At 71.6% G+C, this 22,028-nt stretch carries 26 protein-coding genes; 14 read left to right on the forward strand and 12 right to left on the reverse strand.

All coding sequences use genetic code 11. The features are described 5' to 3' along the window. The first annotated feature begins 100 nt into the window (after positions 1-100). Positions 101-775, forward strand: coding sequence for a TetR/AcrR family transcriptional regulator (locus IE134_RS13590; protein WP_189430617.1), 675 nt, complete (start codon positions 101-103; stop codon positions 773-775). Positions 776-805: 30 nt separating this feature from the next. On the opposite strand, the gene def is transcribed toward IE134_RS13590, so the two are convergent. After that, entirely contained in the window at positions 806-1,351 is a 546-nt protein-coding gene (gene def, locus IE134_RS13595; RefSeq protein ID WP_189430619.1) for a peptide deformylase, read from the reverse strand. 114 nt (positions 1,352-1,465) lie between these two features. Between def and IE134_RS13600 the strand changes: the two genes are divergently transcribed. From IE134_RS13600 to IE134_RS13630, 7 genes are all read left to right on the forward strand, one after another. Then, positions 1,466-2,704, forward strand: a complete 1,239-nt coding sequence (locus IE134_RS13600) for a MurT ligase domain-containing protein (protein WP_030713991.1) — start codon at positions 1,466-1,468, stop codon at positions 2,702-2,704. Positions 2,705-2,738: 34 nt separating this feature from the next. Next, a complete protein-coding gene (locus tag IE134_RS13605) occupies positions 2,739-3,464 on the forward strand; it encodes a type 1 glutamine amidotransferase (protein WP_030713988.1) in 726 nt (241 codons plus the stop codon). Positions 3,465-3,676: 212 nt separating this feature from the next. Further along, positions 3,677-4,702 carry a 6-phosphofructokinase gene (locus IE134_RS13610; protein ID WP_006122876.1) on the forward strand — a complete coding sequence of 342 codons (1,026 nt, stop codon included), beginning with the start codon at positions 3,677-3,679 and terminating at the stop codon, positions 4,700-4,702. 122 nt (positions 4,703-4,824) lie between these two features. After that, entirely contained in the window at positions 4,825-5,775 is a 951-nt protein-coding gene (locus IE134_RS13615) for a cytochrome c oxidase assembly protein (RefSeq protein ID WP_189430621.1), read from the forward strand. Positions 5,776-5,841: 66 nt separating this feature from the next. Continuing rightward, on the forward strand, positions 5,842-6,000 hold the full coding sequence (locus IE134_RS13620) for a hypothetical protein (protein ID WP_006122878.1): 159 nt from the start codon (positions 5,842-5,844) through the stop codon (positions 5,998-6,000). A 169-nt stretch (positions 6,001-6,169) separates the two neighbouring features. Continuing rightward, positions 6,170-6,886 (forward strand): lysophospholipid acyltransferase family protein, encoded by a 717-nt coding sequence (locus IE134_RS13625; protein WP_030713979.1) that lies wholly within the window; start codon positions 6,170-6,172, stop codon positions 6,884-6,886. Between the two features lie 64 nt (positions 6,887-6,950). After that, a complete protein-coding gene (locus tag IE134_RS13630; protein WP_098017533.1) occupies positions 6,951-8,003 on the forward strand; it encodes an NAD-dependent epimerase/dehydratase family protein in 1,053 nt (350 codons plus the stop codon). Positions 8,004-8,036: 33 nt separating this feature from the next. On the opposite strand, the gene IE134_RS13635 is transcribed toward IE134_RS13630, so the two are convergent. The 8 genes from IE134_RS13635 to IE134_RS13670 all read right to left on the reverse strand — a co-directional run bounded on the left by IE134_RS13635 (position 8,037) and on the right by IE134_RS13670 (position 15,058). Next, positions 8,037-9,620, reverse strand: coding sequence for an alpha/beta hydrolase (locus IE134_RS13635; RefSeq protein WP_229823547.1), 1,584 nt, complete (start codon positions 9,618-9,620; stop codon positions 8,037-8,039). Positions 9,621-9,773: 153 nt separating this feature from the next. Continuing rightward, entirely contained in the window at positions 9,774-10,559 is a 786-nt protein-coding gene (locus IE134_RS13640; RefSeq protein ID WP_189430623.1) for an urease accessory protein UreD, read from the reverse strand. Then, positions 10,556-11,233 carry an urease accessory protein UreG gene (gene ureG, locus IE134_RS13645; protein WP_030713970.1) on the reverse strand — a complete coding sequence of 226 codons (678 nt, stop codon included), beginning with the start codon at positions 11,231-11,233 and terminating at the stop codon, positions 10,556-10,558. The genes IE134_RS13640 and ureG overlap by 4 nt, the downstream gene beginning before the upstream one ends. Positions 11,234-11,279: 46 nt before the next feature. Continuing rightward, positions 11,280-11,942, reverse strand: a complete 663-nt coding sequence (locus tag IE134_RS13650) for an urease accessory protein UreF (protein WP_030713968.1) — start codon at positions 11,940-11,942, stop codon at positions 11,280-11,282. A 15-nt stretch (positions 11,943-11,957) separates the two neighbouring features. Continuing rightward, positions 11,958-13,679, reverse strand: coding sequence for an urease subunit alpha (locus IE134_RS13655; RefSeq protein WP_189430625.1), 1,722 nt, complete (start codon positions 13,677-13,679; stop codon positions 11,958-11,960). After that, on the reverse strand, positions 13,672-13,983 hold the full coding sequence (locus IE134_RS13660; protein WP_030713962.1) for an urease subunit beta: 312 nt from the start codon (positions 13,981-13,983) through the stop codon (positions 13,672-13,674). Before IE134_RS13660 ends, IE134_RS13655 begins: the two co-directional genes overlap by 8 nt. A 13-nt stretch (positions 13,984-13,996) precedes the next feature. Beyond that, a complete protein-coding gene (locus IE134_RS13665; protein ID WP_010070010.1) occupies positions 13,997-14,299 on the reverse strand; it encodes an urease subunit gamma in 303 nt (100 codons plus the stop codon). Between the two features lie 138 nt (positions 14,300-14,437). After that, complete coding sequence (locus tag IE134_RS13670) at positions 14,438-15,058, reverse strand: TetR/AcrR family transcriptional regulator (RefSeq protein ID WP_030713957.1); 621 nt, start codon at positions 15,056-15,058, stop codon at positions 14,438-14,440. 136 nt (positions 15,059-15,194) lie between these two features. Between IE134_RS13670 and IE134_RS13675 the strand changes: the two genes are divergently transcribed. Further along, positions 15,195-16,184: a hypothetical protein gene (locus IE134_RS13675; RefSeq protein WP_030713954.1), complete on the forward strand. Its 990-nt coding sequence runs from the start codon at positions 15,195-15,197 to the stop codon at positions 16,182-16,184. Between the two features lie 122 nt (positions 16,185-16,306). Here IE134_RS13675 and IE134_RS13680 read toward each other — a convergent pair whose 3' ends face one another. Then, complete coding sequence (locus tag IE134_RS13680) at positions 16,307-16,603, reverse strand: type II toxin-antitoxin system Phd/YefM family antitoxin (RefSeq protein WP_098896171.1); 297 nt, start codon at positions 16,601-16,603, stop codon at positions 16,307-16,309. A gap of 92 nt (positions 16,604-16,695) precedes the next feature. Between IE134_RS13680 and IE134_RS13685 the strand changes: the two genes are divergently transcribed. From IE134_RS13685 to IE134_RS13695, 3 genes are all read left to right on the forward strand, one after another. Then, positions 16,696-17,301: an ATP-dependent Clp protease proteolytic subunit gene (locus IE134_RS13685; protein ID WP_030713948.1), complete on the forward strand. Its 606-nt coding sequence runs from the start codon at positions 16,696-16,698 to the stop codon at positions 17,299-17,301. 51 nt (positions 17,302-17,352) lie between these two features. Further along, positions 17,353-17,673: a hypothetical protein gene (locus IE134_RS13690; protein ID WP_030713945.1), complete on the forward strand. Its 321-nt coding sequence runs from the start codon at positions 17,353-17,355 to the stop codon at positions 17,671-17,673. Between the two features lie 556 nt (positions 17,674-18,229). Further along, positions 18,230-18,703 carry a C40 family peptidase gene (locus IE134_RS13695; protein WP_030713942.1) on the forward strand — a complete coding sequence of 158 codons (474 nt, stop codon included), beginning with the start codon at positions 18,230-18,232 and terminating at the stop codon, positions 18,701-18,703. A 55-nt stretch (positions 18,704-18,758) separates the two neighbouring features. On the opposite strand, the gene IE134_RS13700 is transcribed toward IE134_RS13695, so the two are convergent. Next, entirely contained in the window at positions 18,759-19,430 is a 672-nt protein-coding gene (locus tag IE134_RS13700) for a LysE family translocator (RefSeq protein WP_098896172.1), read from the reverse strand. Between the two features lie 74 nt (positions 19,431-19,504). On the opposite strand from IE134_RS13700, the gene IE134_RS13705 reads away from it, so the two are divergent. Next, positions 19,505-20,446 (forward strand): LysR family transcriptional regulator, encoded by a 942-nt coding sequence (locus tag IE134_RS13705; protein WP_030713937.1) that lies wholly within the window; start codon positions 19,505-19,507, stop codon positions 20,444-20,446. 39 nt (positions 20,447-20,485) lie between these two features. On the opposite strand, the gene IE134_RS13710 is transcribed toward IE134_RS13705, so the two are convergent. After that, positions 20,486-20,917: an ATP-binding protein gene (locus IE134_RS13710; protein WP_030713936.1), complete on the reverse strand. Its 432-nt coding sequence runs from the start codon at positions 20,915-20,917 to the stop codon at positions 20,486-20,488. 236 nt (positions 20,918-21,153) lie between these two features. Here IE134_RS13710 and IE134_RS13715 point away from each other — a divergent pair, with 236 nt between their 5' ends. Beyond that, positions 21,154-22,020 carry a helix-turn-helix domain-containing protein gene (locus IE134_RS13715; RefSeq protein WP_030713933.1) on the forward strand — a complete coding sequence of 289 codons (867 nt, stop codon included), beginning with the start codon at positions 21,154-21,156 and terminating at the stop codon, positions 22,018-22,020. Positions 22,021-22,028: the final 8 nt, after the last annotated feature.

The following is a 22,028-nucleotide window of genomic DNA, read 5'->3' on the forward strand; positions in this document are numbered from 1 at the left end:
TCATGGAGCCGATCCGGCGCCCGCCCCGTGGAGTGTTACGTTGCGCGGGCGTGCAGGAGCGGTGCGACGGCATCGCGTGGCCAGGGGTGGGAGAGACGACATGGAGACCGCACGAAGCTCCGAGCGACAGCGGACCGCGGCCGAGCGCCGCCGCCGCGAGTTGCTGGAAGCGGCGGACCGGGTGGTGCTCAGGGACGGACCGAAGGCCTCGATGAACGCCATCGCCGCCGAGGCCGGGATCACCAAGCCGATCCTCTACCGCCACTTCGGGGACAAGGGCGGCCTCTACCGCGCGCTGGCCAAGCGCCACACCGACGCGCTGCTCAGCGCGTTGCGCGCCGCGCTGGACGCGCCCGCCGAGCGGCGCGCCCGGGTGGAGGCCACGCTCGACACCTATCTCGCCGCGATCGAGGCCCGCCCGCAGGTCTACCGCTTCCTGATGCACCCCGCCGACGGCACGGCCGACACCGCCGACGCCACCCCCTCCGCCGAGCCGGGCTTCGACGTCGGCCGGCACTCCGCACCGCTGCTGCGCCGCCTCGGCGAGGAGCTGGGCCAGGTGATCGTCGAGCGGGTCGACCTGGGTCCTGACAGCGAGCAGATGGCCCGCATCTGGGGCCACGGGATCGTCGGCATGATGCACGCGGCGGGCGACTGGTGGCTCGCCGACCGGCCCTGCTCCCGCGAGCGCCTGGTCAGCAGCCTGGCCGATCTGCTGTGGGGGCGGCTGGCCGAGGCGGGCGACCGCGACGTCAAGGGCGGCCCGGGGTTCTGAGGTCCTGAGACACCGGCGCCCCGGGTGGGCTCAGCCCTGCCGCGCCCACGGCGCCCGGCGCGCCGCACGCAGCACCCGGGAGCGCCGCAGCTCGGTCAGCCGGTCGGGGTAGACGGTGCCCTCCAGGTGATCGCACTCGTGCTGGAGGCACCGGGCGAACCATCCCGTCCCGGCGATCCGGACCGGCTCGCCGGTCATCGTCAGCCCCTCGACGACCGCGTGGTCGAAGCGTTCCGTGCCCGCTTCCAGACCCGGAAGTGACAGACAGCCCTCCGGTCCGCGTACGGTGAGTCCGTCCGCCTCGACCAGTTCGGGATTGACCACGTGTCCCAGATGGCGGACATCGTCGTCGTCCGGGCAGTCGTAGACGAACACCTTGAGCGGGACGCCGATCTGGTTGGCGGCGAGCCCGACACCCTGTGCGGCGTACATCGTGGCGAACATGTCCTCGACCAGCTTCGCGAGCGACGGACCGAAGTCGGTGACGTCCTCGCAGGGCCGGTGGAGCAACGGGTCGCCGAGCAGACTCATCTCACGGACGAGTCCGGAACTGCCGGGGATCGGGCGGTTTCGCATGGCGGCAAGCGTACGTTCCGCCGGGGCCGGGGAGTTCCCGTGGTGCCGCGGTGCGGTCGATGCGGCGGACATCGATAGGCTGGGCGCGGACCGATGCAAGGAGGATCTAGGACGATGGCAGGCAACACGGAGCCGTTGTCGCCGCGGGCCAAACTGGCCGTGACGGCGGGCAAGGCCGCGGCGGCGGTGTCACGCGCCGCGGGGCGGGGCAGCGGATCGGTGATCGGCGGCCGGGTGGCGCTCAAACTCGACCCCGACCTGCTGGGGCGGCTGGCGCAGCACCTGGACGTGATCCTCGTGTCGGCGACGAACGGCAAGACGACCACCACCCGGCTGATCGCCGAGGCGCTGCGGGCCGCCGGGCCCGTCGTATCGAACGCGCTCGGCGCGAACATGCCCGCGGGCATCACCTCGGCGCTGGCCGGCGGCTCGGACGCGAAGTTCGGCGTGATCGAGGTCGACGAGAAGTATCTGGCGGGGGTGGCCCGGGACACCACGCCCAAGGCCATCGCGCTGCTCAACCTCTCCCGCGACCAGCTGGACCGCGCGGCGGAGACCCGGATGATGGCCGAGCACTGGCGCGAGGGCCTGTCCGGCTCGAAGGCCGTGATCATCGCCAACGCGGACGACCCGCTGGTCGTCTGGGCGGCCTCCTCCTCGCCCAACGTGGTGTGGGTGGCGGCCGGTCAGGCGTGGAAGGACGACGCGTGGTCCTGCCCGTCCTGCGGCGGTGTGATGCAGCGCCCGGGCGACGACTGGTTCTGCGGGCAGTGCGGCTTCCGCCGCCCCGCCCCGAGCTGGGCGCTGAACGGCGACTACGTCCTGGACCCGCACGGTTCGGCGTGGCCGATCCACCTCCAGCTGCCCGGCCGCGCGAACAAGGCGAACGCCACCAGCTCGGCGGCCGTCGCCGCCGTCTTCGGCGTACCGCCGCAGGTCGCGCTGGAGCGGATGTACCAGGTGCAGGCGGTCGCCGGACGCTACGACGTCGTCTCCTTCCAGAACCGTGAGCTGCGGCTCCTGCTGGCGAAGAACCCGGCCGGCTGGCTGGAGACGTTCTCGCTGATCGACCCGCCGCCGACGCCGGTGATCCTCTCGGTGAACGCCCGCGGAGCGGACGGCACGGACACCTCCTGGCTGTGGGACGTGGACTACACCCAGCTGGCCGGGCACCCGATCTTCGTGCTCGGCGACCGGAAGCTGGACCTCGCGGTCCGCCTCGAAGTGGCCGGTCTCGACTTCCGGGTCTGCGAGAACCTCGACGAGGCCGTGCAGTACGCCCCGCCCGGCCGCATCGAGGTCATCGCCAACTACACCGCCTTCCAGGATCTGCGCCGTCGTGTCGGCAACTGACCCCGGCCCCGGCCATCTCCGGAGAGGACGAAGTATGAACAACGGTCTGCGTCTGGTCTGGGTCTACCCCGACCTGCTCAGCACCTACGGCGACCAGGGCAACGCCCTGGTCGTGGAGCGGCGGGCCCGGCAGCGCGGTCTGGACGTGCAGCGCGTCGACGTGCGCAGCGACCAGCCGGTGCCGACGTCCGGCGACATCTATCTGATCGGCGGCGGTGAGGACCGGCCGCAGCGCCTCGCGGCGGAGCGGCTGCGCCGCGACGGCGGGCTGGCCCGGGCCGCGTCCAACGGCGCGATCATCTTCTCGGTCTGCGCGGGCTACCAGATCCTCGGCCACGAGTTCGTCAACGACCTCGGTGAGCGCGAGCAGGGTCTCGGTCTGCTCGACGTGGTCTCCACCCGCGGTGAGGGCGCGCGGTGCGTCGGCGACGTACTGGCGGACATCGACCCGCAGCTCGGCCTGCCGCCGCTGACCGGGTTCGAGAACCACCAGGGCGTCACCCATCTCGGCCCGACGGCACGGCCGTTCGCCCGGGTGCAGTTCGGCCGGGGCAACGGCACCGGGGACGGCACGGAGGGCGCGTACAACGACACCGTCTTCGGGACGTACATGCACGGTCCGGTGATGGCCCGCAACCCGCAGATCGCCGACCTGCTGCTGAAGCTGGCCCTCGACGTGAACGCGCTGCCGCCCACCGACGACCGGTGGTACGAGGCGCTGCGCGCCGAGCGGATCGCCTCGGCGACCCAGCCCGCCTGAGGCACATTCCGCTCGCATGAGCAAAGCCCTCCTGAGGGGGCTGACGCTCGCTTGAGCGACGGCCCGCCTGAGGGGTATTTCGCTCGGTTGAGCGAAGTCCAGCAGGCGGACGGCCGGTTCGGCCCCGCCACTCTGCGCCGGTAGGGTGGCGGGGATCCAACCGGACGGCGTGGTCCGGTCGTCGACTTACACGTTGCAAAGGTTTCCGGGCCATGCGCATTGGCGTACTCACCTCCGGCGGCGACTGCCCCGGCCTCAACGCCGTCATCCGTTCCGTCGTGCACCGCGCGGTGGTGGACCACGGCGACGAGGTCATCGGCTTCCACGACGGCTGGAAGGGCCTGCTGGAGGCGGACTACCGCAAGCTCGACCTCGACGCGGTGGGCGGCATCCTGGCCCGCGGCGGCACGATCCTCGGATCCTCCCGCGTCCAGCCCGCGCATCTGCGCGACGGGGTGGAGCGCGCCCGCGGCCATGTCGCGGATCTCGGCCTGGACGCCATCATCCCGATCGGCGGCGAGGGCACGCTGAAGGCGGCCAACCTCCTCTCCGAGGCCGGGCTGCCCATCGTCGGGGTCCCCAAGACCATCGACAACGACATCGCCTCCACCGACGTCACCTTCGGCTTCGACACCGCCGTCGGTGTCGCGACCGAGGCGCTGGACCGGCTGAAGACCACCGCCGAGTCGCACCAGCGGGTGCTGATCGTCGAGGTCATGGGCCGTCACACCGGCTGGATCGCCCTGCACTCGGGCATGGCCGCCGGCGCCCACGCGATCGTGGTGCCCGAGCGCCCCTTCGACATCGACGAGCTGACCGCACTGGTCGGCAAGCGGTTCTCGGCGGGCAAGAAGTTCGCCATCGTGGTCGTCGCCGAGGGCGCCAAGCCGCGTGAGGGCTCCATGCAGTTCGAGCAGGGCGTCAAGGACATCTACGGCCACGAGCGGTTCGCCGGGGTGGCCACGCAGCTCTCCGGCGAGCTGGAGCAGCGGCTCGGCAAGGAGGCCCGCCCGGTCATCCTCGGCCATGTCCAGCGCGGCGGCACGCCGACCGCGTACGACCGCGTCCTCGCGACCCGGTTCGGCTGGCACGCGGTGGAGGCGGCGCACCGGGGCGAGTTCGGGATGCTGACCGCGCTGCGCGGCACGGACATCGTGATGGTCCCGCTGGCGGAGGCGGTCGAGACGCTGAAGACGGTCCCGGCCGAGCGGTACGCCGAGGCGGAGTGCGTGCTGTAGAACACCTCGTCAGGACACATCGTCCAGAACTGCCCCCGGCCGCAACCGCGGCCGGGGGCAGTTCTACTCTGGACCGGACAACCGGCACGAAACGGGGACGTGTCCCCATCGGGAGTGAACAGATGGATCACAGCGGGCACGGCATGAACATGGATCTGCCGCCGTTCACGCTGGGACGGGGGCTGGAGCTCTCCGTCGAACCGTTCTTCCTGACCGGCTGCGTCCTGGCGCTCGCCCTGTACGGGTACGGCGTGGTGCGGCTGCGTCGGCGCGGGGACGGCTGGCCGGTGAGCCGGATCGTGTTCTTCACGGTGGGCGTGCTGAGCATCGCGCTGGTGATGTGCACCAAGCTCAACGACTACGGCATGGTCATGTTCAGCGTCCACATGGTGCAGCACATGGTGATCAGCATGCTGTCGCCGATCCTGCTGCTGCTGGGCGCCCCGGTGACGCTGGCGCTGCGCGCGCTGCCGCCGGCCGGCCGGGGGCGGATCGGACCGCGCGAGCTGCTGCTGAAGCTGCTGCACAGCCGGTACATGAAGATCATGACGCATCCGGTGTTCACGATCCCGCTGTTCATCGCGAGCCTCTACGCGCTCTACTTCACGCCGATCTTCGACTTCCTGATGGGCTCCAAGCCGGGCCACCTCGGGATGATGGTGCACTTCCTCGCGGTCGGCCTGGTCTTCTTCTGGCCGATCATGGGCGTGGACCCGGGTCCGCACCGCCCCGGCTATGTGATGCGGATGCTGGAGCTGTTCGCCGGGATGCCGTTCCACGCGTTCTTCGGGATCGCCCTGATGATGGCGTCGACGCCGATGGTGAAGACGTACGAGAATCCGCCCGCCTCGCTGGGCATCGACGCCCTGAGCGACCAGAACTGGGCGGGCGGGATCGCCTGGGCGTTCAGCGAGATCCCCTCGGTGCTGGTGCTGATCGCGCTGGTCTACCAGTGGTACAACTCCGAACAGCGTGCTGCACGGCGCTCGGACCGGGCCGCCGACCGCGACGGCGACAAGGAGCTGGCGGCGTACAACGCCTATCTCGCGTCTTTGCAGGCGCGCGGACAGTAGCGCGGATGGCGCATACGGGGTGACCATGGGGACAACGGCCGCGCGGCCGACGAGGAGCGTGCGCGCATGTCCGGATCGACGAAGACCATGGGATACATGACCGTCGGGGCGCTGGTCGCGGTGACCGCGTACACGGTGGCGCTGGGAAGCAGTGGCTGGCTCTGGTTCGGCTGGGTGGTGCTGGGACTGTGCACCATCGGCATGCTGGCCACACAGGACACCTGAGACGTCACGGCGGGTGACAACGCCTGACGTCCCCGGAGCCGGGTACGCGTCGGGACAGCGCTTACCGTCCCTGGTGGTGCCGGGACCCTGCGGGTAGGGTCCCGGCACCACCATGACCTGGTAGTACGCAGTCCTGAGTCGGCCCGGCAGAGCGAGGTGCACCCACAAGGTGTTTTATTACATCCTGAAGTATGTCGTTCTGGGACCCGTTCTGCGGCTCTTGTTCCGCCCCCGGATCGAGGGCCTGGAGAACATCCCGGAAGACGGTGCGGCGATCGTCGCGGGCAACCACCTCTCCTTCTCGGACCATTTCCTGATGCCGGCCATCCTCAAGCGCCGCATCACCTTCCTGGCGAAGGCCGAATACTTCACCGGCCCGGGGATCAAGGGCCGGCTCACGGCCGCCTTCTTCCGCAGCGCGGGCCAGATCCCGGTGGACCGGTCCGGCAAGGACGCCGGTCAGGCCGCGATCCGCGAGGGGCTCGGCGTGCTGAGCAAGGGCGAGCTGCTGGGGATCTATCCCGAGGGCACCCGCTCGCACGACGGCCGGCTCTACAAGGGCAAGGTCGGGGTGGCGGTCATGGCGATCACCGCGGGGGTGCCGGTGATCCCGTGCGCGATGCTCGGCACCTTCGAGATCCAGCCGCCCGGCCAGAAACTCCCCAAGATCAAGCAGGTCGCGATCCGGTTCGGTGAGCCGCTGGACTTCTCGCGCTACGCGGGCATGGAGGACCAGAAAGCCGCGATCCGTGCGGTGACGGACGAGATCATGTACGCGATCCTCGAACTCTCCGGCCAGGAGTACGTGGACGAGTACGCGGCCAAGGTGAAGGCGGCCGAACAGGCAGCAGCGCCGCCGAGGAAGTTCCCGAAGCTGCGACGCTGAGCGCGAATTCGCCACCGGCAGAGCGGTCTCGTCCGGGAGGCCCCGCTCCCCTAGCGTCGGATGCATGAGCAACGGACACGCATGGGTACTGGGAGCGACGGGCCAGATCGGGCGGGCCGCGGTCCGCGCGCTGGCCGCCGACGGCTGGGAGGTCACCGCGGCCTCGCGCGGCGGGGGCCGGGACGAGGCGTGGGACGCCGGGGTCCGGGCGGTGGCGCTCGACCGCGACGAGGAAGGGGCGCTGGAGAAGGCCCTGGGCGGCGGCTGTGACGTCCTGGTCGACATGGTGGCGTTCGACGGCGCGCACGCCCGGCAGTTGACCGGGCTGGCCGGCCGGATCGGCTCGGCGGTCGTGATCTCCAGCGGCGCGGTGTACGAGGACGAGCGGGGCCGCAGCTTCGACACCCAGGCCGAACCGGACGGCTTCCCGCGCTACCCGGTGCCGCTGCCGGAGAGCCAGGCCACGGTGGCGCCGGGGGACGCCACGTACGGGACGCGGAAGGTCCTGCTGGAGCGGGAGTTGCTGGCGGCGGGCGAGGCGCTGCCGGTGACGCTGCTGCGCGCGGGCGCGGTCCACGGCCCGTACTGCCGCACACCGCGCGAGTTGTACGTGGTGAAGCGGCTGCTGGACGGGCGGCGGCGCCGGGTCCTCGCGTACGGCGGGAAGACCCGTTTCCACCCGCTCCATGTCTCCAACGCGGCGGAGCTCATCCGGCTGGCCGCCGGGAAGCCGGGTTCGCGTGTGCTGAACGCGGCGGACCCCGAGGCGCCCACGGTCGCGGAGATCGCGTCGGCGATCGACGCGGTGCTGGGGCGGGATACGGCGACGGTGCTGATCGACGGCCCGGCGCCCGAGGGACATGTGGGCGAGACACCGTGGAGCGGCGCGCACCCGGTGGTCTACGACATGGCGGCAGCCGGTGAACAGCTCGGCTACCGGCCCGTGACGGGGTACGTGGAGTCACTGCCGGAGACGGTCGAGTGGCTGGCCGGAGAGCTGGCGGGGCGCGACTGGCGGGAGGCGTTCCCGAAGATGCTCAAGAACTACGGCGAGGGTCTCTTCGACTACGCGGCGGAGGACGCCTGGCTGGCGGCGTACGACCGGAGCCGCCGCTGAGAACGGGCCCCGGTCGTACGCCTCAGGGGCGTGCTAAGGCTTCGGCGTGGCGTGCGGGGTGCACGTCACGTCGCGCCGGTCGGTCTTCCCGGTGAGCAGGTAGGTGTCCACCCGCTCGTTGACGCAGGGGTTGACCAGCCCGGTGACGCCGTGGGATCCGGCGTCCTTCTCGGTGATGAGCCGGGAGCCCTTGAACCGCTTGTGCAGCTCGACCGCGCCCGCGTACGGGGTGGCGGCGTCGCGGGTGGACTGCACGATGAGAACCGGCGGCAGGCCCTTGCGGGTCTTCACGTCCAGCGGGGTCCGCTGCTTGGCGGGCCAGGTGGCGCAGGGCAGGTTCATCCAGGCGTTGGCCCACGTCATGAACGGGTACTTCTCGTGCAGCCGGGTGTTGTCCCGGTCCCAGGTGCGCCAGTCGGTGGGCCACTGGGCGTCGGCGCACTCGACGGCGCTGTAGACCGCGTTGCCGTTCTCGGATGCGGCGTTGCCCGCGAGGTCGCTCATGTCGGGGGCGGCGGCGTCGATCAGCGCCTGGGTGTCACCGGCCCGGTAGGCGCTCCAGGTCTTGGCGGTGGGGGCCCAGGCGGAGTCGTAGTACGGGGCGCCCTGGAAGAAGGAGATCAGCTCGGCGGGTCCGACGACGCCGCCGATGGGCTTCTTCTTCGCGGCGGCCCGCAGCTCCAGCCAGGCCTTCTCGACCTTCTGCGGGGTGTCGCCGATGCCGTAGACGGAGTCGTGCTCGGCGACCCACGCCTTCCAGTCGTCCCAGCGGGTCTGGAAGGCGATGTCCTGGTTGAGGTTCGCCCGGTACCAGATGTTCTTCCGCGACGGGTCGACCACGCTGTCGACGACCATGCGCCGGACGTGGGTCGGGAAGAGCGTGCCGTAGACGGCGCCCAGGTAGGTGCCGTAGGAGACGCCGAGGAAGTTGAGCTTCTTCTCCCCGAGCGCGGCCCGGATGACGTCCAGGTCGCGTGCCGTGTTCGGCGTCGTCATGTGCGGCAGCATCTCGCCGCTGCGCTCGCCGCACCCCTCGGCGTACTCACGGGCCAGCTTGCGCTGGGCGCGCTTGTCGGCCTCGCTGTCGGGGACCGGGTCGGCCTTGGGCGCCTTCACGAACTCCTGCGGATCGACACAGGAGATCGGGGCCGAGTGGCCGACGCCGCGCGGGTCGAAGCCGACGAAGTCGTACGCCTTCGCGGTCTTCGTCCAGAGCGGGTTCTTGGCGGTGATCCGGGTGGGGAAGCGCATCCCCGAACCGCCGGGCCCGCCCGGGTTGTAGAGCAGGGCGCCCTGCCGCTCGGCCTTCGTGCCGGTACTGACGTGCCGGTCGACGGCGAGCTTGATCTTCTTCCCGTGCGGCTTGGCGTAGTCGAGCGGCACGGTGACCCAGCCGCACTGGATGGGGGCGGTCAGACCCCAGTCCTCCGGGCAGTCCTTCCAGTCGATCCCGCTCTTCGCCGCCCGCTGCGCCGCGACGGCGACCCCGCGCGCCTCGGCGTCGCCCCGGCCGTGGTGCCGGCCGTCGGCGCTCGCCGCGGGTGCGGCCATGGCCCCCGCTATGAGCGTGCCCGCGACGAGAGCCCCGGCCGAGCCGAGCACTGTCGTACGTCTCACGTGAATCCCCCTTCATCCGATCCGCCGCCGAGGGGGCGGCGTGGTCATCGGTACGTCGCGGGGATCCTTTCGTCTGTGGGGCACCTGGGGCCAGGGCGTACACCTGTTTCTTTACCGAACCCATAACCGGTGAAGGAAGTTCGCTGAGCGGACTCAGTCCTCGAAACTCTCCTTCAGTCCGTCCAGCAGTTCGCGCATCGCGTCGTCCAGGATTCCGCGCAGCAGGCGGGCGTCCGCTGCCACCGCGGTGACCAGGACGGCGGGGCCGGCCAGTGGGGTGAGGGCGGCGGTGGGGCCGAGGAGGCACGCGGGGAGCGGGGCATCCTCGAAGAGCGGGTCGGCGAGGAGGAGTTGGCCGACGGCTCGGTGGCCGGCGAGGACGGCTGGGCCGTCCCAGCCGGCGGGGGCGTCGGGGCCGTAGGCGAGTTGCTGGTCGAGGAGGGGGCGGCCAGCGCGGTGGACGGCGAGGCGGGTCGTGAGGGCGCCGGTGGGTTCGCCGTGGCGGCCGAGGATCTGTTCCTCGCGCAGCAGGAGGCGTGCGGTAGGGGCGAGTTGGACCCGGGTGGTCTGGTGCAGGCGGCTGCCGTGAGCGGAGACCAATTGTTCGGGGAGCCAGTGCAGGATCGCCCCCTCCCCCACGGTCAGGTCGACGGTGTACGTGGACGGGTCGGCGTCCGGGCGGGGGCCCGGGAGGGCGACGGTGGCCGCCGCCGCGTCGACCGTGAGGCGTGCGCCGTCGGCCGCCTCGGCCTCGATGGCGAGGCGGTCGCCGTTCAGCGGGGCGCTCATCGCGCCGACCACGGTGACCCGGGCGTACGGGGGGTGCGGGGAACGGGTGCGCCGCAGGGCGAGCGGGCCTGCGCTCTCCAGGACGGGCAGGGCGGTGCCGCCCCGCCCGTCCGGCACTGCGCGGAGCCGGGCGCGCGCGCGGACGCTCACGCGGTCCAGGCGGCGAGCTGTGCGCGCACCCAGTCGGCGACCGGTCCGACACCCTCGGCCGAGGTCAGGGAGGTGAAGGCGACGGGGAGGTCGCCGCGCTGCTTCTTGGCGTCCAGGGCCATCTGCTCCAGGTCGGAGCCGACGTACGGGGCGAGGTCCGTCTTGTTGATGACGAGGAGGTCGGCGGTGGTGACGCCGGGGCCGCCCTTGCGGGGGATGTCGTCGCCGCCCGCGACGTCGATGACGAAGATCTGCGCGTCGACCAGGCCCTTGGAGAAGGTGGCGGTGAGGTTGTCGCCGCCGGACTCGACGAGGATCAGGTCGAGCGGGCCGACCGCGTCCTCCAGGTCCTCGACCGCTTCGAGGTTGGCGGAGATGTCGTCGCGGATCGCGGTGTGCGGGCAGGCGCCGGTCTCGACGGCCTGGATCCGCTCGGGCGGCAGGACCGCGTTGTTCAGGAGGAAGTCGGCGTCCTCCCGGGTGTAGATGTCGTTGGTGACGACGGCGATGGAGAGCCGGTCGCGCAGCTCGCGGCAGAGGGCGGCGACGGTCGCCGTCTTACCGGTGCCGACGGGACCGCCGAGGCCGATGCGCAGGGCGCGCCGGGTGCCGTCAGGGCGGGTGGCGTCGGCGCTGACGGCGGCGGGGCCGTCGTGGGTGTGGTCGAGGTGCATGGGGCTGCTCCTGCTTCTTGGAGGGTTGGGAAGCCTTCTTGGAGGGTCATGAGGCGAACAGGCGGACCGGCCACGCGGCGTGCGCCTCGGCGGTGATGTCGAGGAGCGGGGCCGAGGCGGCGGGCAGGGCGTCGATGCCTTGCCGGGCCGCCTCGGCGGCCTGTTCCGCGACCCGGTCCAGGTCCGGGGCGAGCCGGGCGAGGACGGCGGTGGCGTGGAAGGGGTCGAGGGAGAGGAGCCGGACGACGGCGGTGGCGGGGCCGCTGACGGTCTCGTACGCGACACAGTGCGCGGCGTCCTCGGGGCCGAGGCCCGCCGACCGCGCGGTGAGCCCGAGGACGACGGGCTGGTGGGCGCCGCGTGGCCGGGCCGCGGCGAGGGCGTCCAGTTCGGGGCCGGGCCAGGTGGCGCGGGCGGCCCGCATCATCTGCCGGCCCAGCTTCCGGGCGGTGGCCCGCAGGGCGGGCGAGGGCGTACGGGCGTCGGCGGCCTCGTCGAGGGCGAGCGGGTCGAGGCCGTGGGCCGCCGCCGCGGCGAGGGCGGCGGCGGTGAGGCCCGCGGTGTGCAGACGGCCCCGGCAGAAGGCGGCGAGGGAGTCGGCGTCCCGGACGCGGCCCTCGGCGACGGCCGGTTCGGCGCCACCGGAATGGGCGTGGCCTCCGGCGGGAAACCGGCCGTCGGCGAGGACGAGGAGAGCTGCGCGTGACATGGCGGTGGCCGTCCCTCAGAAGAGGAAGTAGCGCTGGGCCATGGGCAGTTCCGCCGCCGGGGCCGGCTCGACCGGATCGCCGTCGATGGTGACGGCGAAACTGTCGGGGTCGACGTCGACGCGGGGCACGGCGTCGTTCTCCCGCATGTCCACCTTGGTGACTCCCCGGGTGCTGGTGATCGGCACGAACGGCTTGTCCAAGGCGAGCCGTTCGGGCAGCCCGTCCTCGATCGCGGCGGCGGAGATGAAGTTGAACGAACCCCGCGCGGCCGCCCGGCCCAGCGCGCCGAACATCGGCCGGGGCATCACCGGCTGGGGCGTCGGGATGGAGGCGTTGGCGTCGCCCATCTGCGCGTACGCGATCTGGCCGCCCTTGATGACGGTCTGCGGCTTCACGCCGAAGAACGCCGGGTCCCAGAGCACCAGGTCGGCGAGCTTGCCGGTCTCCACCGAGCCGATCTCGCCGCCCATGCCCTGGGCGACGGCCGGATTGATGGTGTATTTGGCGACATAGCGACGGACCCGGTGGTTGTCGGCCCGGCCGTCCCCCGGCAGGGCTCCGCGCCGCTTCTTCATGACGTGGGCGGTCTGCCAGGTCCGCAGGATCACCTCGCCGATACGCCCCATGGCCTGGGAGTCCGAGGAGATGATCGAGATGGCGCCGAGGTCGTGGAGGATGTCCTCGGCCGCGATCGTGGAGGGCCTGATCCGGGACTCGGCGAACGCCAGGTCCTCGGGGACGGCGGGGTTCAGGTGGTGGCAGACCATCAGCATGTCGAGGTGTTCCTCGATGGTGTTGACGGTGTGCGGCCGGGTGGGGTTGGTCGAGCTGGGCAGGACGTACGGCTCGGAGACCACGCTGATGATGTCGGGCGCGTGCCCGCCGCCCGCCCCCTCGGTGTGGTACGCGTGGATGGTCCGGCCGGCGATGGCTGCGAGGGTGTCGGCGACGAACCCGGCCTCGTTGAGGGTGTCCGTGTGGATGGCGAGCTGCGCGCCGGTCCGTTCGCAGACGGTGAGGCAGGCGTCGATGACGGCGGGCGTGGCACCCCAGTCCTCGTGGATCTTGAATCCCAGTGCCCCGCCGCGCAGTTGGGAGTACATGGCGTCCTGCGACATCGTGTTGCCCTTGCCGAGCAGCCCGATGTTGACGGGGAACGTCTCCAGTGCCTCGAACATCCGGGCCAGATGCCAGGGGCCGGGGGTGACGGTGGTGGCCTTGGTGCCTTCGGCGGGGCCGGTGCCGCCGCCGACAAGGGTGGTGATGCCGCTGGAGAGTGCCTGGTCGATCAGGGTGGGCGAGATGAAGTGGACGTGGGCGTCGACCGCCCCGGCCGTGAGCAGCTTGCCGTTGCCCGCGATGACCTCGGTCTCCGGGCCGATCACCAGGTCGGGGTGGACGCCGTCCATGGTGTCCGGGTTCCCGGCCTTGCCGATGCCGGTGATCCGGCCGTCCCGGATGCCGATGTCGGCCTTGACGATGCCCCAGTGGTCGATGACGACGGCGCCGGTGATGACGGTGTCGGGCGCGCCTTCGGCCCGGGTGGTGCGGGCCTGGCCCATGGACTCGCGGATCACCTTGCCGCCGCCGAACACCGCCTCGTCGCCCGCGTTTCCGGGGCCGCCGGAGCGGTCCTCCTCGATCTCGACGAGCAGATCGGTGTCGGCGAGCCGGATCCGGTCGCCGGTGGTGGGCCCGAACAGGTCGGCGTACACCGCCCGCTTGAGGTCAGGCATCGAGGGCACCTCCGGTTTCGCCGCGCAGGCCGGGGACGACGCGGCGGCCGGCGAGGGGGACGAGTTCGACGTCGGCGGGGATGCCGGGTTCGAAGCGGACCGCCGTGCCGGCGGCGATGTTCAGCCGCAGGCCGTGGGCGGCGGCGCGGTCGAAGTGCAGCCCGGGGTTGGCCTCGGCGAAGTGGTAGTGGGAGCCGACCTGGACGGGGCGGTCGGCGGCGTTGAGGACGGTGAGGCGGGTGACCGCCCGCCCCTCGTTGACGGGGATGTCCCCGTCCCCGTACAGGATCTCTCCGGGAATCATCGGCGCTCCCCCGTCAGACGATCGGGTCGTGGACGGTGACGAGCTTCGTGCCGTCGGGGAAGGTGGCCTCGACCTGGACGTCGTGGAGCATCTCGGGGATGCCTTCCATGACGTCGTCCCGGGTGAGCAACTTGCGCCCGGACGCCATGAGTTCGGCGACGGTACGGCCGTCCCGGGCGCCTTCCAGGAGGTGGGCGGTGATCAGGGCGACGGCCTCGGGGTGGTTGAGCTTCAGCCCGCGCGCCCGGCGCTTCTCGGCCACGTCGGCGGCCACATGGATGAGCAGACGCTCCTGCTCGTGCGGGGTCAGTTGCACGCTTCCACCTCATCGTCTTCCGCCCGGTTCCTGGCTCCGGACGCAGCGGGACCCTATCCCCGTTCAACAACTCGTTGAACGGGAACGGAGGTCTCGCGACCAGGCATTGCACGTTAGGGCGGAAGTTTTTCCATTGCGTTAACTGATCTTTTGCGGGGTGATGGACATCAGCCCGCGCAACCCCTTCTCCACCACCTCGGGGCGCACGTCCCCGAAGAGCGCCTCCTGGACGAGGAAGCCCTGCGCCACCGCGATCATCGTGCGCGCCACGTCTTCGCCGGACACGTCGCCCTCCAGGATCCCGGCGGAGCGGTAGGCGTCGACGAGCTTCGCCCAGGCGACGCGCATGGAGGCGTAGCCCTCGCCGAGGAGGGTGGCGAGGCGTTCGTTGCGCAGCGTCTCGGACCAGAGCTGGACCACGAGCGCGGCGAACGTACGACGCCGCAGTCCGTACACCTGACCCCCGAGCACGCCGCCGAGCGCCCGGCTGAGCAGCACGTCCGGGGTGGGCGGCGGCGTCATACGGGAAGCCTCCTCGAAGGAGCCGCGAATGACGCCGAAGGTCTCCTCGGTGATGGCCGCGATGATGTCCTCCTTGCCGGGGAAGTAGCGGTAGACCGCTCCGGCGGACAGGCCCACTTCCTTGAGGACGTCCTGCATGGACGTGCCGTGGAATCCGTTGCGGGCGAAGCAGCGCGCCGCGCCGTCGAGGATCTGACGGCGGCGGGCGTCGAGGTGTTCCTGGGATACACGGGCCATGGCCTCAATCTAAAACGAACGTTCCTTCTTGACAATCGAACGAGGCGTGCGGACAGTGGGGGTCAGCGTAAAACGAACGATCCTTCTTTTTGAGCTCCTGCCCGTCGCCTGCCCGTCGCACGAATCGAGGCCCCTCATGTCCACCGCACCCAACCGCCGCGCGGTAGCGGTGATCCTGCTGATCCCCCTGATGGTGACTCTCGCCCTCTGGGCCTTCGCCTGGCCCGCCGCCCGGATCGCGCCGCGCGACCTCCCGGTCGGCGTGGCGGGCGCGGCGCCGGCCGCCCAGCAGCTGGAGCAGCGGTTCGAGCAGCGCGAGGGCGCCTTCGAGGTGCACCGTTACGCCGACGAGGCCGCCGCCCGGGCCGCGATCGAGGACCGGGTCGTATACGGAGCGGTCGTCGCCACCCCGCAGGGGCCGCACCTGCTCACCGCGTCGGCGGCGAGCCCCGTCGTCTCCCAGCTGCTGCGCGAGGCCGTGACCGCGTCCGCCCCGAAGGGCACGCAGGTCGAGGTCACCGATGTGGTCGCCGCACCGCCCGGGGATCCGCGTGGCAGTGCGCTCGGCGCGAGCGTCCTGCCCTTGGCCCTGGCGGGAATGGCGGCCGGAGCCGTCGTCACCCTCATGGGGCTGCGCGGGGCGCGCGGCGTGTTGACCCTGCTGGCGGCATCCGCACTGGTGGGGCTCGCCGCCACGGCCGTGACGCACAGCTGGCTCGGCGTGATCACGGGCGACTGGTGGACGGAGGCGGGGGTGCTCGCGCTCACCGTGCTGGCCATCGGTTCGGCGGTGGCGGGGCTCGCCGCCCTGTTCGGGCCGCGCGGTATCGGACTCGGCGCCCTGCTGATGGTCCTGCTGGGCAACTCCTTCTCCGGCGTCACCAGCGCACCGCAGCTGCTGCCCGAGCCCGTCGGGGCGATCGGCCAATGGCTTCCGCCGGGCGCGGGGGGTTCCCTGCTCCGCTCGGTCGCCTTCTTCGACGGGAGCGCGGCGGGCGGGCCCCTCCTGACGCTCTCGCTGTGGTCGGCCCTCGGACTGGCGGCGGTGCTGCTCGCCCGGCGGACGCCGAAGCCCGCCGCACCGACGCCCGCCGAGCCCGCCCGGGAGCCGGCCCTGACCGGCTGAGCCCCGGGTCCGGACGCGCCGAGCCGGGTGCCCCTCATTGAGGAGGGGCACCCGGCTCTGTCCTGTCGCGGGCGCGCTCCGGCGCGGGCGCGCTCCGGCGCGGGCGCCGTCCGGTCCGGGCGTCAGGCGTCCCGGCCGTTGCCGTTGCCGTCGTGAGGGCGGTGCTCGGCGGCGATACCGAACCTGCGCCGTTCGCCCTGAGCGGAGGGCGCGGAGTTGATCGAGGAGACCGAGCTGATCACCTGCTCCTCGGTAGCAGCCTCCTCCGCTTCGAGTCGTTGCAGGTCAGCGGCGGAAACCAGCGCGATGAGGGGCTTGCCGTGCCGTGTCACCACGACGCGTTCGCCGCCGTAGACGACGCGGTTGATCAGTTCGGCGAGCTCCGCCCGTGCTTGCGTCACCGGAATCTCGTAGGCCATAGTCACCATCATAACCTTCTGTACGTCCTGTACATTTTTTACGGATGGCCGGACCCCCAGACGGATGGTCAGCTCCAGGAGAGAGGCACGCCATGATCCGCCCCGTCGCCCGCTACGTCCTTCCCGAGTTCACCGAGCGCACCGCGACCGGAACCCGGACCCAGGACCCGTACTCCAAGCTGCTGTCCGAGCGGATCGTCTTCCTCGGGAGCCCGATCGACGACACCGCAGCGAGCGATCTCATCGCCCAGCTCATGTACCTGGAGCACGCCGATCCGGACCGGCCCCTGTCGCTGTACATCAACTCCCCCGGCGGTTCGTTCCAGGCGATGGCGGCGGTCTACGACACGATGCAGTTCCTGACCTGCGAGGTGGAGACCTTCTGCCTGGGGCAGGCCGGCTCCTACGCGGCGGCCCTGCTGGCGGCCGGGGCGAAGGGGCGGCGACATGCACTGCCCGGCGCACGGGTAGTCATTCAGCAGCCCGCACTGGAGGAGCCGATGCGGGGCCAGCCGTCCGACCTGGAGATCCACGCGCGCGAACTGGTGCGCACCCGCGAGATGTTCGCGGCCATGCTGGTCCGGCACACGGGCCGGACCGCGGAGCAGGTCACCGCCGACATCGAGCGCGACACCATCCTCGACGCGAAGGGCGCCCTCGCCCACGGGCTGGTCGACCACGTCGTGGAGAACCGCTGACCCATCCGGCCGCCGTGCGACCGGCGCCGTACGACGCGAGGTGAAACGCCGATGGAGCCACCCGAGTTCCCGCCCCTGCCCGCGCTGACCCGCGCCGAGGGCGAGTTCGTCGACTGCTATCTGGCCGTGCTCGACCAGGTGGGCCGGATCAACCCCGCGCACGGCGGCGACACCTACAGCGCGCTGCGGGCCGCCCAGGCCCTGGCCTCCGGGGCGGCGGCCCTGCGCGACGCCCTGGCCCTGATGCACGAGCGCGGCGAGTCACGGCTCCACGCCGCCACCCTGGCGCGGGCCCTGCGTGTCCTGGACGGGGAGCGCAGGGCGGGCCGGGTCGCGATGCCTCCGCCAGTGGACCGACCTCCGGTGAACTGACCCGCAGTGAACTGACCCGCCCGGCGCGCCGGGAGCGCCTTACGGGAGCGGACCGGTCGGGCCACCGCACGACACGCCCGACCCCGCGATCACATTCCCTCGCTCGTTCGGCGTAGGTCATCACCCGCACGAGCGACGGCCCAACTTGCATCCGGAGCGCAGCCCGTACTCGAAATGCATCCTTTCGTCCCTGGTACGAGGGTGTGCGCCGGGCTCGTCGGCGAGCGCGAATCAGGCCTGTCCACCTGAATGGATCAGTGGTGAGGAGACTCACAAATCGCCGTTTCAGCTCGGAAATCCGGCACGGAGTGCGTCAAGATCCCTGGGACGACAAGCCCCCGCCGCCGCGGCGGGGCGGTCCGGGCGGACGCCGAGTCCTGCCGCCGCCCGGATGACTGGTCGACAGAAGTGGATCGGCAGGAGTGGAGGACCCGAGCACAACGGGCCGACCGGGAGACCGGGAAGCCCTCGGGGTGAAGCCGCGACGCGGCCGGGCAACTTCGCCAGCCCGAACCCGACAGGTCATCCTTCACAGGCGGCTGACGAAGGGTTGCGCATGTCTGCGCAGGTTCATGTCCCGTCTCTGTTCGCCCGGGTCGGTACGGCTTCGGCGCTCACCCTGGCCGTGACGTCCTCGATGCTGGCGCCCGGTCTGGTGAGTGATGCCGAGGCCGCCACCGCCCACTCGACGAAGGCCCTGAAGGTCGCCGCGTCGAAGAAGGGGGCTCCCTACAAGTACGGAGCGGCGGGTCCCAGCCGCTTCGACTGTTCGGGGCTGACGCTCTACTCGTTCAAGAAGGCCGGCAAGAAGCTTCCCCGCACGGCACAGCAGCAGTACAACAAGACCCGCCATATCGCGAAGTCGCAGCGTAAACGCGGCGACCTCGTCTTCTTCCATTCGGGGCGCAGCGTCTACCACGTGGGCATCTACGCCGGGGCCGGGAAGATCTGGCACTCCCCCAAATCGGGGGACGTGGTGCGACTGGCGAAAATCTGGTCCAAGAGCGTCTGGTACGGACGGGTCCGCTGACCCACCGACCGGACGCTCTTCCCTTGCGGGCACCCGCCCCTGCCGCGCTCCGCTCTCAGCGCAGCAGCGGGCCGGTGACCAGGGCGAGTCCGAGTCCGGTGAGCGCCACCCCGCTGCCGCCCTCGATGGCGCGGGCGGTACGCGGGCGGCGCAGCCACCGGCCCAGCCGGTCCACGAGCAGGGCGACGGCCGGGAACCAGATCAGCGCCAGCACCACCACCAGGGCCGCGAGCAACAGGGTCCTGGGCAGCGGCGGCTGACCGTCGGGTACGAACTGCGGCAGCAGGCTGAGGAAGAGGACCGGGGCCTTCGGGTTGAGCGCGTTGGTCAGGAAACCCTGGCGCACCGCGCGTCCGAACTCCCTGGGCGCGGGCCGCTCCGGCTCACCCTCCGGAGCACCTTCCGGCGCCCCCGAAGGGGTACCGGTTCCGTCCTGCGCCGGGCGGCGGCGGATCGCGTACAGCGCGCTGAGCCCGAGGTAGAGGACGTACGCGCCGCCGAGCAGCTGGACGGTGCGGAAGAGCACGGGCATCGTCACCAGCACCGCGGCGAGTCCGGCGACCGCGAGGGCGGTGTGCACCAGCAGTCCCCCGGCTACGCCGAGCGCCGAGGCCAGGCCCGCGGTGCGCGAGGCCAGGGCGTTGCGTACGACGACGGTGAAGTCGGCGCCGGGCAGCGCGACCATGCCGGCGGCGACCCCGGTGAAGGCGATCAGTTGTGCGTCCATGAGGTCCACCTTGGACCTGCGGAGCCTTTAGCGTGTACTTGCAATCTTCTGGGTCTGCCTAAAGGAACGCTTTCATGTACGACCCGACACGTCTCGCGGCGCTCGTGGCGGTCGCGGAGGCCGGATCGATCACCCGGGCGGCCGCCCGCCTCGGCTACACCGCGCCCGCGCTCTCGCAGCAGCTGGCCAAGCTGGAGCGGGAGGCGGGGGCGGCGCTGCTGGTGCGCCACCATCGCGGGGCGCGGCTGACGGCGGCGGGCGAGCTGCTGGCGGGCCGGGCCCGGCGGGTGCTGGACGAGCTGGACCAGGCGCGGCACGAGCTGGCGCAGCTGGCCGGGCTCTCGGGCGGCCGGCTGCGGGTGGGGACGTTCACCACGGCCGGGATTCATCTGCTGCCGCCCGTCCTGAGCGCCTTCCGGCGGGCCCACCCCGAGGTCGAGCTGGCCGTCGCCGACCACGAGCCGCCCGGCGGCATCGCCGCCGTGGCCGCGGGCGAGGTGGACCTCGCCCTGACGCACGCCTACGAACCGGGGGCGGTCGGGCCGCCGCCGGTGGGCGTGCTCGTCGACCCGCTCCTGGTCGAGGAGCTGGTGCTCGTCACGTCGGTGGGACACCGGCTCGCGGAGGGCACCGGGCGGCTGCCGGTCGGCGAGCTGGCGGGGCGGCCGCTGATCAGCAGTGCGCCCACCCATCCGCCCCGGCGCGGGGTCGAGGACGCGCTCGCCGAGGCCGGGGCGACGCCCGCGGTGGTCTGCGAGTCACCCGGGTACGCACTGGTGTGCGCGCTGGTCAGTGCGGGGCTCGGCGTGGCGGTGGTGCCGGAGATGGTCGCCTCGATGGCGTCGGCCCCGCTGTCCGTCCGGCGGCTGGAGCCCGCGTCGTTCCGCCGGACCATCTCGGTGGTGCACCGGGGCGACCGGTCGAGCGCGGCCGCGGCGACGCTGCTCGCGCTGCTGCGCAGCGGCTTCGGCCGCGGGGGCGTGGCCCCGGGGCCGAACCGGGCTCCGGCGGGCTGATCCGCGTCGGCCGACCGGCCCCGCCGGGCCCCTACGGAGTCATCCTTGAACCGCGACGACCCAGGGCAGCGCGATCCAGACCGTCTTGCCGCCCTCGGCGGTCGGCGTGACCTGGAGCCGGCCGCCGCGCTCCTTGGCCAGCATCCGGATGATGACCATGCCCCGGCCGTTGTCCTGCCGTACGGCGGCGGGCAGTTTCTGGGGCCACCGGGGGTGACTGTCCGTGACGCCGAGATAGAGCTCCTCGTCGCGTTCGAGGCGCAGGTCCACGGTGAAGGTGGGCGACTGGCCGAACGTGTGCTGCACGGCGTTGGTGGCCAGCTCCGAGACGATCAGCCGGATGGTGTCGGCGAACTCGCTGTCGTCGGGCAGGCCCCATTCGGACAGGGTCCTGGCGACATGTCTGCGGGCCGCGGAGACCGAGACCGGATCGCTCGGCAGAGTGACGGTTGCTTCCTGATGGTCCGCCATGGCGACACCGCCCCTTTCCCGCCCCGGACCGAGCGACGGTCGGCCGGGATTGTGCTTCGCGCCAGACTGCCATTGATGCAGCTCGCTGTAACGAGGTTCGGCCAAGATATGCATATATCTGTCGCTCGAAGCGGTGAATTCGGGACCCGTACGGGGTCGACGGGCGGCACACTGGCCCCTCTGCGGGCCGGTCCCGGCGACGGATCAGCCCCTTGCGACAGCGGAAGGAGACCGGCATGCTGCACGGCCCCGTCGTCCGGCGGCGCAAGCTCGGCGAGGAGCTGCGGAGTCTGCGTCACGCCACCGGGATGACCAGCCGGGAGGCGGCGCGGCTGCTCGGCTGGCACCAGTCGAAGGTGAGCCGTATCGAGACCGGTGCCAGCGGGGTGACCCCGGCCGACGTGGCACGGCTGCTGGACGTCTACGCGGTGTGCGACCCCCAGTTGCGCTCCCTGCTCGAAGTCCTCGCGGGGTCGGCGGGCGGTGGCGGCTCGGGCTGGTGGCACGCGTACCGGGGGCTGATCCCGCCGCAGTACCGCGACTTCATCAGTCTGGAGTCGCAGGCCAGTACGGTCCGGACGCTGGAGACCTCGGTGGTGCCGGGGCTGCTCCAGACCGCCGGGTACGCCCGTGCCGTGACCCGCGCCTCGCTGGACGGGTTACCGGACGGCCGCCTCGACTCCCTGGTCGAGGTCCGGCTGACCCGTCAGCGGGTGCTGCGCGCGAGCCCGCCGCTGCGGTTCACGGCGGTGCTGGACGAGGCGGTGCTCCACCGCGAGGTGGGTGGGCCCGAAGTGATGCGGGATCAGCTGCAGCATCTGATCCAGGTGGCTCAACTGCCTCACGTGGAGCTGCAGTTGCTGCCGTTCTCGGTGGGCGGGTACGTGGGACTCACCGGCCCTTTCGTCATCTTCTCCTTTCCGAACATTTCTGACCTGGATGTGGTCGTTCTTGACCACTTGACGAGTAGCCTCTATCTGGAGCGGAGAGAAGACCTTGAGGCGTACAGCTCGGCCTTCCGTACCTTGCAGGCGCATGCGCTGTCGCCCGAACGCTCGCTGGACCTGATCACCGAGATCGGACGTAGCTTCAGACGCAGCTGAGGGGGCCG

The sequence above is a fragment of the Streptomyces rubiginosohelvolus genome (assembly GCF_014649875.1).
GTDB lineage: Bacteria > Actinomycetota > Actinomycetes > Streptomycetales > Streptomycetaceae > Streptomyces > Streptomyces rubiginosohelvolus.

Excerpts from the sequence above, each read along its gene's own strand:
- IE134_RS13600 (WP_030713991.1), top strand. The coding sequence starts at position 1,466 with ATGGCAGGCAACACGGAGCCGTTGTCGCCGCGGGCCAAACTGGCCGTG.
- IE134_RS13690 (WP_030713945.1), top strand. The coding sequence starts at position 17,353 with ATGGAGCCACCCGAGTTCCCGCCCCTGCCCGCGCTGACCCGCGCCGAG.
- IE134_RS13670 (WP_030713957.1), bottom strand. The coding sequence starts at position 15,058 with ATGGCCCGTGTATCCCAGGAACACCTCGACGCCCGCCGCCGTCAGATC.
- IE134_RS13615 (WP_189430621.1), top strand. The coding sequence starts at position 4,825 with ATGGATCACAGCGGGCACGGCATGAACATGGATCTGCCGCCGTTCACG.
- IE134_RS13715 (WP_030713933.1), top strand. The coding sequence starts at position 21,154 with ATGCTGCACGGCCCCGTCGTCCGGCGGCGCAAGCTCGGCGAGGAGCTG.
- IE134_RS13680 (WP_098896171.1), bottom strand. The coding sequence starts at position 16,603 with ATGGCCTACGAGATTCCGGTGACGCAAGCACGGGCGGAGCTCGCCGAA.
- IE134_RS13590 (WP_189430617.1), top strand. The coding sequence starts at position 101 with ATGGAGACCGCACGAAGCTCCGAGCGACAGCGGACCGCGGCCGAGCGC.
- IE134_RS13610 (WP_006122876.1), top strand. The coding sequence starts at position 3,677 with ATGCGCATTGGCGTACTCACCTCCGGCGGCGACTGCCCCGGCCTCAAC.
- IE134_RS13700 (WP_098896172.1), bottom strand. The coding sequence starts at position 19,430 with ATGGACGCACAACTGATCGCCTTCACCGGGGTCGCCGCCGGCATGGTC.
- IE134_RS13630 (WP_098017533.1), top strand. The coding sequence starts at position 6,951 with ATGAGCAACGGACACGCATGGGTACTGGGAGCGACGGGCCAGATCGGG.
- IE134_RS13660 (WP_030713962.1), bottom strand. The coding sequence starts at position 13,983 with ATGATTCCCGGAGAGATCCTGTACGGGGACGGGGACATCCCCGTCAAC.
- IE134_RS13705 (WP_030713937.1), top strand. The coding sequence starts at position 19,505 with ATGTACGACCCGACACGTCTCGCGGCGCTCGTGGCGGTCGCGGAGGCC.
- IE134_RS13650 (WP_030713968.1), bottom strand. The coding sequence starts at position 11,942 with ATGTCACGCGCAGCTCTCCTCGTCCTCGCCGACGGCCGGTTTCCCGCC.
- IE134_RS13710 (WP_030713936.1), bottom strand. The coding sequence starts at position 20,917 with ATGGCGGACCATCAGGAAGCAACCGTCACTCTGCCGAGCGATCCGGTC.
- ureG (WP_030713970.1), bottom strand. The coding sequence starts at position 11,233 with ATGCACCTCGACCACACCCACGACGGCCCCGCCGCCGTCAGCGCCGAC.
- IE134_RS13655 (WP_189430625.1), bottom strand. The coding sequence starts at position 13,679 with ATGCCTGACCTCAAGCGGGCGGTGTACGCCGACCTGTTCGGGCCCACC.
- IE134_RS13675 (WP_030713954.1), top strand. The coding sequence starts at position 15,195 with ATGTCCACCGCACCCAACCGCCGCGCGGTAGCGGTGATCCTGCTGATC.
- IE134_RS13685 (WP_030713948.1), top strand. The coding sequence starts at position 16,696 with ATGATCCGCCCCGTCGCCCGCTACGTCCTTCCCGAGTTCACCGAGCGC.
- IE134_RS13695 (WP_030713942.1), top strand. The coding sequence starts at position 18,230 with ATGTCTGCGCAGGTTCATGTCCCGTCTCTGTTCGCCCGGGTCGGTACG.
- IE134_RS13605 (WP_030713988.1), top strand. The coding sequence starts at position 2,739 with ATGAACAACGGTCTGCGTCTGGTCTGGGTCTACCCCGACCTGCTCAGC.
- IE134_RS13620 (WP_006122878.1), top strand. The coding sequence starts at position 5,842 with ATGTCCGGATCGACGAAGACCATGGGATACATGACCGTCGGGGCGCTG.
- def (WP_189430619.1), bottom strand. The coding sequence starts at position 1,351 with ATGCGAAACCGCCCGATCCCCGGCAGTTCCGGACTCGTCCGTGAGATG.